This window comes from Paenibacillus ferrarius, from assembly GCF_002027705.1.
GTDB lineage: Bacteria > Bacillota > Bacilli > Paenibacillales > NBRC-103111 > Paenibacillus_E > Paenibacillus_E ferrarius.
The window spans coordinates 330,179-344,811 of sequence record NZ_MBTG01000023.1 but is presented as its reverse complement, the minus strand read 5'-3'; the positions used below and the strand labels follow the sequence as shown (position 1 = coordinate 344,811).

Sequence of the window (14,633 nt, the reverse complement as noted above, 5' to 3'; positions counted from 1 at the left end):
AATATAATAGCACATTTCAAATCATACTTCGTGGATAAAGGAATAAGCCGGTGCATCAATTGTTATTTGAATGTATCTGCATTATAATACTCCTTACATTCAAACTTTTGAATATTTGATTTTTTATTGAAGGGTGGAGGGCGAATGCCAAGCTTTAATCCAAATGAGCAATCACAGCCCAATTCGCAGTCCATTTACGAATCGACCTCTAAAATAAAAAATATGAGCAGACAGACGGTTATCAAGATTGGCGTTGATGCTTTGAATGAGGTTGGATCCGATTTGATTTGCAAGGTCTGTATCATGAATGGGGGCTCCTGTTGTAATGGTTGTCTCCATCTTACCAATGGAATTGGATGTAAAAAACGCAATACCAGTTGTACTGCATGGTTATGCGGATTTCTAAAATATCTATTTTATGCAACAGGAAGCCTGAAGGATTGGGAAGATTTTTGGAGACAAGTGCCAGGGCAAGATTATCGTGAAGATTTCACGCCGGAGTTTTTTTTCGTGGAGAAGCCGTTACACATGCAGAATATTCGAAATCTTAGTGAAGCCTTAGCAACCGATCTACATGAGTTAGCAACAAAACATATAGCGATAGGATTCATCCTAACGCTCCGGGAGAAGATAGATAAAAACATTGACCGATTGAACCATTGCAAGAATGATCCTAAAAAACGAATTAAAATCGAAAGAAATATTAAAGTTTTATCTAGTCCTTTTCATCGTTTCCAAAAAGAACTGCGTGAATATCATCATCTGAATAACTCGCACACTTAACGATTTTTGACAGTATAGGAAAAGAAGAGAATGAATGATGGCGGATTTTCCAAATTGTCCTCAATGTAACTCGGAGTATACGTACGAAGACGGAGGAATATTTATTTGCCCGGAATGTAGTCATGAGTGGTCGCAAGAATCGGAAACTGAGAAGAGTGAAGATAATAAGATTATCAAAGATTCTAATGGGAATGTATTAAGCGATGGCGATCATGATATTGATTGCAAGATTGATGGTTTTGGAGCGATGAAATTAAAATTCGAATTTGTAAAAAAAGTATAGGTAAGATGGCTGTGGTGCGTTATCTAGATTGGCAAGCTAGTAGTCACTGAAATCGATGAACCCCAGTGTGTTACCAAGCTCGCATATTATCCCAAGCTACGAAGGGCACCCACTCAGTTAACGGGCAAAGGACATGTTTACTTATCCAAGAAACTGCTTCTTGTGAAGATGACTCTATAAGACCAACTCCGCAAGACGATGAATCCCCTGCTCAATCGATACTTCATCTACTTTTGCAAACCCCAACACCCATCCCTTTCGTTTGCTTTCCAAACAATAAGGTCCAAGAGGGTATACACGTATTCCCTTTTGAAGGGCTAACTTTGTCACGGTTTCTTCGTCATATGACTCTTCAGCTTCAAGTAACATATGCAATCCCGTTTCTACTCCACTTAGTGTGAAACGCTCCCCTAAACCGCTAGCCATAATAGCCTTTGTCATGGCTTCGTGTCTTCGTCGGTAGACATTTCTGACTCTTCTCATATGGCGCATAAAATGCCCATTCTTGATGAAGTGGGTTAGTGTTAGCTGATCCATAATCGGAAGATGACGGTAAGTCAGCTCCTGTACCCTGGCTAGTTGAGCAATTGCCTCTACAGATCCAACGATAGCCGAAATACGAATGCCTGGAGCAATCATTTTAGAAAAACTCATGAGGTACAAGGTATTATTAGATGCCTGGCTAATCAGCGTTGGAAGCGGCTCCCCACGATATCGAAATTCACTATCATAATCGTCCTCAATGATCCAAAATTGTTCTTGAGCGGCCTTATGTAGCAATTGTTGCCTGCGCGGCTCCGACATAACGACCCCGACTGCGCACTGGTGCGAAGGGGTCACAAAGATCAGTTTGGATTGTGGGTGAATACGCTCAACCACAAGACCATACTCATCAACGGGAACGGGCACAACATTCATACGCCGATATTTCATCGCCATCCAGGCAGCTGGAAAACCGGGATCTTCTACAGAGACAGTGTCCCCATCAGATAAAAGCGATTGTGCGATTAAGTCAATGCTATGCTGAGCTCCTGAGGTCAACAGAATCTGATTGGTTTGGATATGGATGCCTCGTTCAAGTGATAAATAACGCTGAATTTGCTCACGTAATGGTGTGAAACCACAAGGATTACCGTAAGCCCAGTTTGATAAATCCATTGCAGCGGATGCGTGGAGAAGCGATTGTCGCCAGTTCTTTTGAAATTGTCCATCCAAATAGGGTTCATGGGGACTAAAATCAATATCCACTTCTCGATCTTCTTTGCCTCTGAACCAGTCATGTAATTGATCGACAGCCGAGTTCAACAAGGGAAGTGAGGGGGGAATGGGGCCACCTGCTGTTATTTCCTTCGTTGACTCAGTGACAGTGACTTGCTTCCAATTACTAACTCGAGTTCCTCCTCTGCGAGATGTAACCGTATAGCCTCGACTTAGCAATTCCTCATAGACGATCTGTATAGTTGAGCGAGAGACACCTATTATTTGAGCAAGTTCGCGGGAAGGAATCAGCAATTCTCCTGGCGCCCAGATTCCTCTAGTAATATTATGAATCGCTTGATCAAGCAATTGCTGCCAGATTGGTCTCTTATCATCACGAATTACTTTCATCATCGCACACACCTCCAAATCCGAAGCTCTAATCATAAAGTATTCATTATGGATTGTTCATAATCGTGATGTTTGGATGTTTTAACACAATCCATTCGTTGATATACTACCGTAAGAACGCTGGTATTTGCAACCTGGTCGTTGCTGCACTCTAGAAGAGTATCGGAGTTAAGACTAATTGGATTGGGATGAATATTTTATGAGTGAAAGGAGAGATTTTTGAAATGGATTCGATTCGTTACAAGATCAGGGAATGCCGGGATCAAGAGAAAATTGATAGTTTCCTTCACCAAGTGAGAATTGGGTATCTTGGGTTAGTTGATGGGAAACTACCCTATGTTGTGCCGCTTAATTATGTGTGGACTGAAGGGAAGCTCTATTTTCACGGGGCTGGAGATGGAAGACGTAATCATGTCATGAGTGAAAATCCAGAGGTATGTTTTACGGTATGTGAGGAATACGGAATTATCACGGATCCGGTACCTGCCAAAACGGATACGGCTTATATGAGCGTAATGATATTTGGTCAAGCGGAGCCAATCACAGATTTGGACGAAGCCACCCATGTACTCCAGGAAATGATCAATAAATACGTACCCGGCTATTATAACCGCCCCTTGTCGAAGCAGCATGTGGACAAGTATAGGTCGGCTGTATTCGGCGGACCGGTTCAAGTATGCCGGGTTATTCCGCACCATGTTACGGCAAAAGAAAGTCCTATTGAAGCAGAAAAAATGTATAGAACGGTCATGAATGTCGAACGAGAGATTTAACGATAAAATACCGTTACGACTTGCGCTAGTAACGGGAACGATAGTTGAATGGCATACAACCAAGCCGCCGATTACTTCGGCGGCCTTCCGTGCATGTTTACGAAAGCTTGATCTGATCCTAGGATTGAAATTTGTTTGATTTAATGAGCTAAGAAGTCCAGCAACTATGCACCGTGGCATATTTTTCGCCGATAGACCCGTTAAGCTGAACCGTATCATAAGTGACGGCGAAAAAAATCTCGTGTCAGCCAATATTCTATCTCCTCGTCGTGCGCTCCGGCCTGAAATGCCCCTAGAAAAAGAGATCTTGGTAGTAGGTCAAAATATTATATATGTAAGACATTGGGATATTTATACACATCGATCAGTAAAGTCGGTACAGGGGGAATAGTCATGTCAATTAGTTCGAGAACCAGGAAGATGCTTGAAAGCCGCTCCGTTATCACTATGGCTCAGCCGCTTCTGTATTCGCTTTACCGTCTGACTCACATAAATCTGTTCCATCTTATCTTCACCACCGTTTTTGAAATTGTATTGGTCCATTGGCATGCTCAATCAATTCATGGCCTCCATCTGCCGGTATGCCTCGCCAAGCCCCAACGATTCGTAGTAAGCCCGCGTCACATCCTCCATGGCTGGATCAGCATCATTCTGCTCTATCGGGATGAACTCAAGGATAGCTGTGGTCATGGCCTGTTCGTGCCCTGCTTCTCTGAGCTTGATTTCCTCCAGCCCATAGTGCGTATAACCGCTAGCCGATCCATTGGAAAGCTTGTGCTTCATCTCAATCGCCTTGATTGCGGTGACTGGACTGATCACTTCCATCTTGCTCAACGCGTCCAGTAATTCCATATCGTGTCGGATGCGTTTTGGGCTTTCTTGATCCGCCAGTTCCTTCGCCAGCGTGGCCTTTATCTTGGCACGTTCTCCGGCGCGGTTCTCCTTATACTTTGTATTGCCCTTTTCTCTTGCCTTATCCCGCAATGAATCTTCCAATGCCTTCTTGAACGGGTCTTCCTTCGCGTGTAGAAGTTCCAACGTGAGCCCGTTTACAATCGCTTCCCGGCGCTGCTTGATGTAAGAGTACATGGTAGGAACGCTGATCGGGAAGCCGTTATTATTACACCACGCCACCAATTTCTTCACAGTGGTATCGTCATCAATATCTCATCCACGGCTTGTTATTCCATTTCATTAGTGCTGCTACCTTGCCGGGCATGAATTTGTTCGTTCCATCCTTGAGTCGTTCTTGCTTCTTGCTCATCATGCTCACCCCGTATCGTTAAGCTGGCCTTGACACCGAATCTTCACCTGTCGTGCAGGTTATCCTACACCATCACTTTCTAACAAGGAGTAAAAATTATCGCGGTCTTCATCATCGAATTTGCCAAGAGCCCGTATCCTAACAAATTCATGTCCGCCAAACATGTCGATTTCCTCGCCGCAACTATTGTAGAGCGCGATCATATTGCCATCCCGATTCAGCTCCATATACCCGTAACAAGTTGCCTCGGGCGATTCGCCGTTTAAGAGCAAGAATCTGATTTTGTCCACGCTGTTCATGCAGATCTCCTTTCCTTATTCCTCATCGATCTGAAGAATATTTTACGTGACACCGGATGAATTGGAAAAAGCGATATTGCCTTGCATACTCTGAAATTCGTTCCTATTTAGAAAGCATAAGGGGGGATCCCCGCTATGTCGCTCATTCGCACATTATCTCTTGACGAGATGCGATTTGGCGATTATGATAACGTGCCGGTTAAGCAACGTGTCCTTATCGCAGGAGGCTGGAGATGGTTATGCAAGAAAAGGGAAATGTTGCGCTGGAAACGATGGAGATCGGAAGCATAACAGCGCTGAAGTATTATGTTGAGAATGGTTTTGGGATCGCCCTTGTTTCCCAAATCGGAATCGATACCGATACGCAGGGGACACACGTAAGAAAAATCAGCGGAAGTCTTGTCCATATGACCTTCGGGGTCTTGTGCAAGGAGTCGGCCTATCCGCTCCAATTGGCGAGTTATAATCTGTATCAATTTCTTAAGCAAGCATTGGCTGAAAAAAACTTTAAAATGGCGGGGATCAATTCAAGTTGAAGCGGTTCTTTTCGGCAGAAGAACATCTGTTGAACCATTTGTTCGTCCGAATCAACGTATCGCTTCAGTTTAATTCGAAAGAGCTGTAATACTTGACAAATGAATGGTAATAACACATAATCTAACTAGTTAGTTAAAAATAATTGGGGTTGTACATAAGCATGCAAAAGAAGAGAAAGACGTACGATGCAGCGAGAACAAAAGAATTGATTCTTGACGCTGCAGAAGAGATGTTTGCGGAGCATGGGTATTCTGCTACGCGTGTTGATGCAATAGCGAGCTTGTCAGGATATAATAAAAGCCTTATATACCAATATTTTCAGGACAAGTTAGGGCTCTATACAGGTGTGATTAAACGGGCCGATCAGTTGGGCAATACCGTTTTTGAAAGCTTGTTGGGGGGCTCTTTAGCAGACTCGGCAACGACCTCGGATCCATTAAAATTCCGCTTGATGCTGGAAGCCGTCATACGGAACTCGTTTCAGTTTTTATTGGATCATCCGAGATATTTAAAAATCTATTTATGGGAAGCCGCGGAGGAGTGGAGAGTGTGGAAATCCATTGCATATTCGCCTGATGATATCATCCTGTTTCGCCAACTTGGTGAATCTGCAAAAGCAAACGGATTGATACGTAAGGAGATTAATCCGATTATGGTGCCGATTGTATTGATGAATCTTGTCATTCCATTTGTACAATCCTATCGTCGGCTTAGCGAAATGCCTGATAATATGCTATCCAATATATCACTGGAACAATATAAAGAACAGTTAGTTCTTATCGTTGTTTATGGATTGATGGAGCCGTCCTTGTTGTAGAAGGGGAAGGCTTTTTATATCCCTTAAATATAAATAACTAGTTAGATTTATTCGAGAGGAGCTTGAATATGAAGAGATTTCAGGACAAAGTTGTTATTGTAACTGGTGGTGCAGGAGGGATTGGGGAGGCAACAGCGCGATTGTTTGCAGGTGAAGGGGCCAAGGTAGTCATTGCCGATTATTCTGATAAGGGCAAGGGAATATCCCGAGCACTTAATGGGAGGGGGATGGATAGTTTCTTTATTCAAACGGATGTGACAAATGAAGAATCGGTCATGCAAATGGTGGAAACCACAGTTCGCCGTTATGGCAGGTTGGATGTGCTTTTTGCTAATGCAGGGGTGGCGAGCGATGGGCCAACCGACCAGGTTGACTATGAGGTTTGGCAGAAAATAATTCAAGTGAATTTATCCGGTGTGTTCCTTTGCAACAAACATGCGATCAAGCAAATGCTGGTCCAGGGCGATGGCGGGGCAATTGTTAATTGCGGGTCTGTCCATAGTTTTGTTGGGAAAGCCCGTGTATCGGCTTATGCTTCAGCTAAAGGAGGCGTTCATATGCTGACAAGATCATCGGCTGCGGCGTATGCTGCCAAAGGAATTCGTGTGAATACGGTTTGTCCTGGTTATATTGAGACATCTCTAATCAGCGGAATACCGGAAGAAATGCTACGGTATTTGCAGTCACAACATCCAATAGGAAGATTGGGTACAACTGAAGAAGTAGCGAAAGCGGTTCTATTTTTGGCAAGCGGCGATGCTTCATTCATTACAGGAGCAAGTTTGTTGGTGGATGGCGGATATACGGCTGTTTAACCAAGTTATCGACCAAGAGCACCGGAGGCTGATCTAGGCAAACGATAGTTAAAATACTGGCAATCAGGCCGCCGATTTTCTTCGGTGGCCTTTGTGCATTACTATTGTAGGCATGTCAGGCCTCTTGATTGGGTATTAAATGGTTGGGCAATACGCACCGCGGCATGCTCCTTTTCGCATTTTTCGCCGATGGCTCCGTTACGGTGAACCGTATCACAAATAGTGGTAAAGCGGAGGATGAACGCTGCGATCATTTTCTCTCTACATGTGCTTGGCACCTTCGTTATAATGAACTGTCCTCAAAAAATCGCGATGTCCCGTATACTGCATCAATCAGAAGGGTTAACTCCAGTCCAAATTATACTTTTATCGTAAAGTGCTTTTTGTTTTGCTGAATCGTAGGAAAAGGGCACCGTCTGTGCCATTTTCTTGGATTTGAAGAACTTGCCAGATACATTACTTACCTCATCTGATGAAGCTAAATAGAGAGAAGTGCTTGCGCCTTGTTCAGGTGATTGCATAAATAACTTCAATAGAGGTCTTAAAAATGTAGGTACTATTCTTGCGGATTGTGGAGTGTAAATGCTACCGGGATGTAGAGTGTTAACAGTAACTCCACTTCCTGATAGATGCTCAGCCATATAATAGGTCATCATTAGAACAGCTGTTTTGGATACCTTATAGGCATTCATACTAGTATACTTAGCCGAGTTAGGCTGAGCTGCATCTTCCAAATCAAACTGTTTAGCCTGCATAATTGAAGCAACATTAATAATTCTTCTCTTTTCTGAAGCTCTCACCTTATCCATTAAGAGGTGTGTCAGTAAAAAGGGCGCAAGATAATTGACGGCAAACGTCTGCTCGAAGCCATCCGAATTTTCTGTGTAACTGCTGAATAATCCTCCTGCGTTATTGATTAGCACATCAAGCTTGTCGTAACGCTCGTTAACTTGTTGCGCCAATTGTCTTATACTCTTCTGGGACGATAGATCTGCAACTAGTAAATCCACTTTTGAATTTTTAGTGTTGGTAATAATGTTTTGTTGCGCTGCTTTTCCCCGTTGTTTATTGCGACTTACCATAATAACGTGATGCCCCTGCCTAGCCAATCCCTCTGCGGTAGCGTATCCAATTCCTGAATTGGCCCCCGTAATTAAACTAATCGTTTCTTTCATATAGGCGAATTCCTTTCTTCTTGTTAATTTCGAATCGACTGCTAGATCAAGTCATTAACTGAACATGTGTTGTATTAATGTCATAGTTTTAGTATAGTCATGTGGAGATTAGATTGACAATAATCAATTAAATAGTAGTTTGATATTAACTAAACAACGCGCTTCTAAATGTATAGTTATTAAAGGCGAGGTGCTTACAATCGTAGGAATTAAAAATAATAGACGAGCTTTATTTACAAAAAAGTGTATCAAAGACTCCTTTTTGGGACTGCTTGAGTATAAGAAGCTATCACAGATAACGGTCACCGAAATATGCAAACAAGCTGATATTAACAGAGGTTCTTTTTATTTACATTATGAGGATTCTTTCGACCTATTTGATACATTGAGACAAGAGTTCATCCAGGAAATTAGAGAAACAATGAGTAAACGTCAACAGTCGTGCTCGGAAAGTGAAGCTGTTGTTCAGCTATTGAACTTGATTTATGATCGAAGATCGATTTATCGGATTATTATAGCTGAACATAAAGAAGGCAGTTTCTTGACTGAAATTTTACTCGAGTTTAAAGAGCAGTTCTTTCGCCATAAAGAGATAAATGATCAATTGAATGAATCCAAAAGAAGCTTTATTTTTGCATACATGGTCTATGGAACAACGGGAGTTATTAATCAATGGCTTGAATCAGGAGAGGAGACTAATCCTCATGTAGTTGCTCAAGTCATTTCTTCTTTAACTCAAAATGCAACAAGAATAAGCGAGGAAAGAAGCTTGAAAATATAATATCGGACGAAATTTCGCCGATAGAGTGTTATGGTGAACCCTATCATAAGTAACAACAAGTTTTTATTATACAACTCGAGTCAAGTATGCAAAAAATGGAATGAAATGCAACAGCCAGAAGCACCCCGACCTATTCCGTTGGCAATTCCTCAGGAGGTATTCTCGCCTTATCATTATTTGATCAAGGAGCCAGATAAATGAATAAGGTACATTCCGGCGCTTTTATGAGGACAGTTGAGGTAGCATGGAACTTTGATCCCCAAGGGATGGGATACAATGGGATTGTAGTTGATTGTAAACAGTGTTACTCTTACAACGGTAAGCTCAAAATCTACGTTTTGCAATACATCTCATAATAGTCGCTATTTTAGTTATAAAGAAAGGTAATACTATGATAAAAGTTGATAACTTATCCTTCTCATTTCCGCAAAAAGAACTATATACAAACATTTCATTTACGCTTGAAGAGGCACAACATTGTGCTTTTATAGGAACAAGCGGCAGTGGGAAAAGTACATTGATAGATATACTGATGGATCCAGAAAGATATTTGTTCGAAGGCAAGTTAGAAATAGATTCGACTTGCAAAATTAGGCATGTAAGCCAATTCCCACAATTCGACAAAACGAAAGAAACAACAGTTTTTGAATATATAGGGGAAGAATTTATTAAGATACAAAATGAAATAACATCTATTTGTACGGAAATGGAAACATCATCGGATATGGATGCGTTATTAGAAAAGTATCAATTAGCTTTAGACACATTTGATTCAATTGGTGGGGCTGATTTTGAAAGCAACATTAATAAGAAACTAAATCTAGCAAACCTCATGAAGCTAAAAGATCTTAGGGTATCCGATCTGAGTGGTGGGGAATTCAAACTTATTCAAGTGATGAAGGAAATGCTTAGTAATCCAGACTTAATGATTATGGACGAACCAGATGTATTTTTAGACTTTGAAAACCTAAATGCGCTTAAAAACCTTATTAATTCTCACAAAGGCATACTGCTAGTTGTTACGCACAACCGATATCTATTGAATCATTGTTTCAACAAAATTATTCACCTTGAAAACATGGAGATCCAAGAGTTTGATGGGCGGTATATTGAGTATAATTTCTCATTACTTCAGACAAAAATTGAGTTGCAAGAAATCGCAGTTGCTGAACAAGAAGAAATTGAGAGATACGATAACATTATTGATAATCTTAGAGCTATCGCAACTTATAATTCAGAAGCCTCTAGAGGTAGAGCGTTAAAAGCTAGAGTTAGGTTTCAAGAGAGATTGGAAGCGCGTAGAATTAAAGCGCCATTTGTTGATATTAAGCAGCCGACTATCAGTTTCGGTATTGAAAATGAGATTGAAGATACCATTGTTGTAAATGTTAATAATTATCGTGTTGCCTTTGATGAGTTGCTTTTAGACAATGTAAATTTTGAGATAAAATCTACCGATAAAGTAGCTATTATTGGTTCAAACGGTACAGGGAAAACGACTTTACTCCGAGATATCTTTAAAAATAATCATGATTCAATTGAAATAAATGCTGATGTTAAAGTGGCTTATTTATCTCAGAATCAAGGCGAAGTGCTAAAGGATTCTAATACAATACTAGAAGAATTCATCGATGCTGGGTTTAAAACTTATGATGAGATTAGATCGTATATTTCAAACTATGGCTTTGAAGGAGAAATCGTTAATCAAAAGATAGAATCTTTATCTGGTGGAGAAAAAAATATACTTCAATTGGCTAAAGTTTCTGCGAGTAAAGCAAACGTATTGCTTCTTGATGAACCGACAAGCCATTTAGACACCTATACACAAATAGCACTGGAGAAAGCCATTGAAGACTATAAAGGTGCGATTCTCATGATTTCTCATGATTTCTATTCTGTTGTAAATGGTATGGATTATGTATTAATCATTGACGATAAGACGATTAGAAAAATGAGTATGCGGAAATTTAGACAGATGATTTATGCTAGTCATTTTGATAGAGACTATTTAGAAACTGAACAAAATAAAAAATCGGTTGAAATGAAAATAGAATTGGCTTTAAAAGATACTAATTTTGAACTTGCAAAAGTATTGGTTGATGAGCTAGAAGAGCTTATTAAGTTGCTTTAAATTAAAAGCCTCTGATTGAAATGAAGACCCCACAGGATTTCGCCATACAACCGGATTTGGACGTGTATACGTCTGAATCCGGTTTTTCCTTTCCGCAACCGGACGTTAGACTCATTGTTCTGGAACTTGCTGACATGTAAAATAATAGGATCATGCGAACATTAATCCGTATTGTAAAATAGATATGTTGACGGGCATGGCGAGATCAGCTGATGAAACACGCGGAAAGGCGGGAGACGATGAACACGTTGCAGGAAGAAGCGCTGGAAGAGATGAAAACGGCGATTCATGAATGGTTTGACGAACAGGAAAATCGGAAGGACGTGGAGGGAGCGGTCAAGCGAACCACGCTGCAAATGGGTATATTTAACGGAATTATGCTGGATTATCGGCCGGGCAGGACCCGCGTTGACAGTTTGAATTTTGGACGGAATGCTGCAGGCAGCAAGTCGATAAAGGCTTCACCATTTACGCGGGAGCAGGTCTTGCATGAGGTTCATCCCCTGCTTGCGGAAATCGTTAAAGAGAAGCTGGACAAGCTGGAGACGTCGCCGTTGATCGACTACCGGTTTACCCTGCAAGGAACCTTTGCAACGACAGACGGGCCCGTGAAATTAACGGTACTGGAAATCGTATATGAAGAGAAAAAGCGGCAGCTTTTGGAACGAATTCAGTCTTATATCGAGAAAAAATTAGAGAAGGGCTCTTACCCGACAAAGCCACTGGAAACCTTCTTTTTGACGCGTCATCTGCTGGACCCATATTTGTTTCACGAACCGGAAGTGGCAAGGATGACTGCTTTATTTGACCGGATTCAGGAGCTGAACAAAGAACAGACGCAAGCGCTGGCGGATCATCGAAGATATATCATCCAGGCCTTGACCGGCTGGGCTGATAATGTATTCCTGCGACGTTACTACGATTTCGCTCGTTCTGAATATAGGATCAATGATTATAAAATCAAGCCGGATGCTGCTCTGGAGAACAAAGATGAGCCGAATCAGCCTGTCGACTTACTGTTGTACGGCGCGGTGATGATTCTTCGTTACGAGCCCAACTACAGCAAATTCAAGGGCCTGACTTTTCTGGAGCTGGCGAAGCAACTTGGCAGCGGCAAGGCCGGGCGCATGCTGAAGGAGGGCAGCGACAGCTTCTCGCCAGAAGACGTTCATGTGCGGCATGAGTCGGTCGAATGCAAGGCTAACGATGTTTTTTCCATCATTACGATCGATATTTGCAAGGAAGAAGCCGGGGCGTACGAACGGGCGATTTCGTTTATTCTCTCCCTGCTCCGAAAGGGATTCCCGAAAAGCTACAAAATTAAGCTAAAATCCAGCGTGAGAGAGGAATTGCCCGTTAAGGGGCTTGTCAAGTCGGATACGCACCGTTTTTTTGCGAATGCACTGGCGTATTCTGAGCTGCATCCGTTATTGGAGGAATACGCTCGTGAGGCAATGAAAGAGTTTGAATGGTACGAGGATACGGAAGGCGAAAAAAGCGTAATGCCAGGCAGTTATGCCGTATTCGGGCTGGGACTTTCGGCCGAGCGCTATTTTCCGTTGGTCGAAGAGTACATGGCCCTTGTGGACGATGAGCATCAGCTGGTGCAGGACAAGTACACTGCCGTTTTTGCCGAAACCCATGGCGTAACGGAACGTTCGACTCCCGCCTTGGTCGCCTGCCTGCGGCGCTCCCACGGTTCGCTAAAGCTGAAGATTCAGCAGGAGCTGGAAAGCGAAGACAAGCTGTCGTTGTTGGTACAGCACGTAGAAGCCCTGACGGATTACGAGGCCGAGCGGGTGCTGTATCCAATCTGGGGCAAGGCGGAGAAGCTGGCAGTGTTGGCTCGCAAAGCGCAGGAACCGCGCAAGGAGCTGCTGCTTCGTCTGTTAAAGGCGACGGGTAAAGCCTGACGGTACATAAAAATCCATAAGAAAATCAAGAAGGAGCATGCCGCGGCATGCTCCTTTAGCATTATTCGCCGATAACCCTGTGAACCATACCACAAATGACGAAAATTTTATTGGCTAGAAATAGTGAAGAAACAACAACGTCGAAGCTAGCGAAAGTCAGGCCCCGTGAGTTGCACTTCGAGACATATCGTTGAGCATTTTCCCAGTTCACTAACCGCCATTTTGTTATCCCTCCCTTTACGCCTGAAAGTTCTTGCAGCAGATCATCCATAAGTACATTTTCCGGGTGCGGCTTTTTAATTGTTCATATATGTTGACAATGATAATCGTTATCATTAATCTAAAAATAGACGAGAGTCCTCTTGCCCACCTTTCTGTATCCCAACGGCAGACTTTTGATTGATTCCGAGTTTACATAGCCCAGTTAAAAAAGAGATTCGGATTAAGGCGTCTACTAGATTGATTTATGGCTGCATGACGAGGGTGGGGATACTGACCTTAAAAGATCGATCTCAGGATTACCGAACAAACTACTATTGAAATGAGGTATGCAATGTGAAAATCGACGTTAATCAGTTAGCAGAGCATTTTGCACACACTCCTTTTCAAGTAGAAGGAGTATATCGATATGCTAGAAATCCAGGTGTCCCTTACGCTGATTATACAGATTCTTTTCCTGGATTTGTGTTTCCACTTACAGGGAAGATACAATTTCAATTTAATGGCACGCCTTATATCTTTTCGCCAGGAAAAGTTGTGCATGGGGGTGCAAAAATGAAACTAGATCAAAAAATGTTTGGTATAACTAACTGGGAATATATTCTTGTTCAATACCGGATATGTAATTCAGAACTAGAAGAGTCAAGCTTTTCTCATCAGCATTTTGAATTATCAACAGGGCAATCTCCTCGTCTTATCGAATTAATTATGCGTCTTTGGCATGTGTATAATCAGCGTGGGGGAATTTCGATGTTTCAGACTGAAATGCTGTTTCGCGAAGTACTGAATGAGACCTTATTATGTGTTGTTAATAGGGAAGATAGCTGTGAAACAACACATATTTTATTCGAACGGGTATCTAATTATATTCATGAATACTTTTATCAAAGCCTTACAATAGCGTCGCTTGCAGAACAAAATAACATTAATCGAAATCGACTTTCTTACGTATTTAGAAGACATGCAGGTATGGGTCCAGCAGAATACTTATTAAAATATCGTATAAATATGGCGCAAGAAATGCTATTCACAAGTGATGCGCCTGTACAACAAATTGCGCAAACTGTTGGAATTGCTGATCCCTTTTATTTTAGTAGAGTGTTCAAGAAACAATTTGGTATTTCTCCTACTGAATATCGAGATACGTTCATCAATAATCCATGCTAATTTCAACAGGCATCCATTCTAATCTGAAAATTACTTTACTATACTAATGGGAAATCAAAGAAAACATT

Annotated in this window: 14 protein-coding genes and 1 pseudogene; 10 read left to right on the top strand and 5 right to left on the bottom strand. The window is 41.9% G+C overall.

Going from position 1 to position 14,633, the window contains the following annotated elements:
* The first annotated feature begins 144 nt into the window (after nt 1–144).
* Together BC351_RS24140 and BC351_RS24135 are read left to right on the top strand one after the other, a co-directional pair.
* Nucleotides 145–783, top strand: a complete 639-nt coding sequence (locus tag BC351_RS24140) for a hypothetical protein (protein ID WP_079415772.1) — start codon at nt 145–147, stop codon at nt 781–783.
* 37 nt (nt 784–820) lie between these two features.
* Nucleotides 821–1,066, top strand: a complete 246-nt coding sequence (locus BC351_RS24135) for an alkylphosphonate utilization protein (RefSeq protein WP_079415770.1) — start codon at nt 821–823, stop codon at nt 1,064–1,066.
* Nucleotides 1,067–1,240: 174 nt separating this feature from the next.
* On the opposite strand, the gene pdxR is transcribed toward BC351_RS24135, so the two are convergent.
* Complete coding sequence (gene pdxR, locus BC351_RS24130; protein WP_079415768.1) at nt 1,241–2,677, bottom strand: MocR-like pyridoxine biosynthesis transcription factor PdxR; 1,437 nt, start codon at nt 2,675–2,677, stop codon at nt 1,241–1,243.
* Nucleotides 2,678–2,898: 221 nt separating this feature from the next.
* Here pdxR and BC351_RS24125 point away from each other — a divergent pair, with 221 nt between their 5' ends.
* Nucleotides 2,899–3,447 (top strand): pyridoxamine 5'-phosphate oxidase family protein, encoded by a 549-nt coding sequence (locus BC351_RS24125; RefSeq protein ID WP_079415766.1) that lies wholly within the window; start codon nt 2,899–2,901, stop codon nt 3,445–3,447.
* A gap of 396 nt (nt 3,448–3,843) precedes the next feature.
* Here the strand turns inward: BC351_RS24125 and BC351_RS42405 are convergent, their stop codons facing one another.
* The 3 genes from BC351_RS42405 to BC351_RS24110 form a co-directional block, all read right to left on the bottom strand.
* Nucleotides 3,844–4,002: a hypothetical protein gene (locus BC351_RS42405; RefSeq protein WP_158082210.1), complete on the bottom strand. Its 159-nt coding sequence runs from the start codon at nt 4,000–4,002 to the stop codon at nt 3,844–3,846.
* Nucleotides 4,003–4,593, bottom strand: a complete 591-nt coding sequence (locus tag BC351_RS24115) for a hypothetical protein (RefSeq protein WP_079415762.1) — start codon at nt 4,591–4,593, stop codon at nt 4,003–4,005.
* A gap of 177 nt (nt 4,594–4,770) precedes the next feature.
* Nucleotides 4,771–5,010 carry a hypothetical protein gene (locus tag BC351_RS24110; protein WP_079415760.1) on the bottom strand — a complete coding sequence of 80 codons (240 nt, stop codon included), beginning with the start codon at nt 5,008–5,010 and terminating at the stop codon, nt 4,771–4,773.
* A 221-nt stretch (nt 5,011–5,231) separates the two neighbouring features.
* Between BC351_RS24110 and BC351_RS24105 the strand changes: the two are divergent.
* The 3 genes and pseudogenes from BC351_RS24105 to BC351_RS24095 form a co-directional block, all read left to right on the top strand.
* Nucleotides 5,232–5,546 (top strand): annotated as a pseudogene (locus BC351_RS24105) (LysR family transcriptional regulator); the annotation flags it as partial.
* A gap of 161 nt (nt 5,547–5,707) precedes the next feature.
* The gene (locus BC351_RS24100; RefSeq protein ID WP_079415756.1) at nt 5,708–6,364 is read left to right on the top strand and encodes a TetR/AcrR family transcriptional regulator; all 657 of its coding nucleotides are present in this window, start codon (nt 5,708–5,710) and stop codon (nt 6,362–6,364) included.
* 68 nt (nt 6,365–6,432) lie between these two features.
* Complete coding sequence (locus BC351_RS24095; protein WP_079415755.1) at nt 6,433–7,179, top strand: SDR family NAD(P)-dependent oxidoreductase; 747 nt, start codon at nt 6,433–6,435, stop codon at nt 7,177–7,179.
* A 329-nt stretch (nt 7,180–7,508) separates the two neighbouring features.
* On the opposite strand, the gene BC351_RS24090 is transcribed toward BC351_RS24095, so the two are convergent.
* Complete coding sequence (locus BC351_RS24090; RefSeq protein WP_079415753.1) at nt 7,509–8,354, bottom strand: SDR family oxidoreductase; 846 nt, start codon at nt 8,352–8,354, stop codon at nt 7,509–7,511.
* Between the two features lie 421 nt (nt 8,355–8,775).
* On the opposite strand from BC351_RS24090, the gene BC351_RS41740 reads away from it, so the two are divergent.
* The 4 genes from BC351_RS41740 (at nt 8,776) to BC351_RS24065 (ending at nt 14,565) form a co-directional block, all read left to right on the top strand.
* Nucleotides 8,776–9,135, top strand: coding sequence for a TetR-like C-terminal domain-containing protein (locus BC351_RS41740; RefSeq protein ID WP_144028507.1), 360 nt, complete (start codon nt 8,776–8,778; stop codon nt 9,133–9,135).
* Between the two features lie 391 nt (nt 9,136–9,526).
* A complete protein-coding gene (locus BC351_RS24080; protein WP_079415749.1) occupies nt 9,527–11,266 on the top strand; it encodes an ABC-F family ATP-binding cassette domain-containing protein in 1,740 nt (579 codons plus the stop codon).
* 239 nt (nt 11,267–11,505) lie between these two features.
* Complete coding sequence (locus BC351_RS24075) at nt 11,506–13,179, top strand: DUF6138 family protein (RefSeq protein ID WP_079415747.1); 1,674 nt, start codon at nt 11,506–11,508, stop codon at nt 13,177–13,179.
* Nucleotides 13,180–13,734: 555 nt separating this feature from the next.
* The gene (locus tag BC351_RS24065; RefSeq protein ID WP_079415743.1) at nt 13,735–14,565 is read left to right on the top strand and encodes a helix-turn-helix transcriptional regulator; all 831 of its coding nucleotides are present in this window, start codon (nt 13,735–13,737) and stop codon (nt 14,563–14,565) included.
* Nucleotides 14,566–14,633 lie beyond the last annotated feature (68 nt).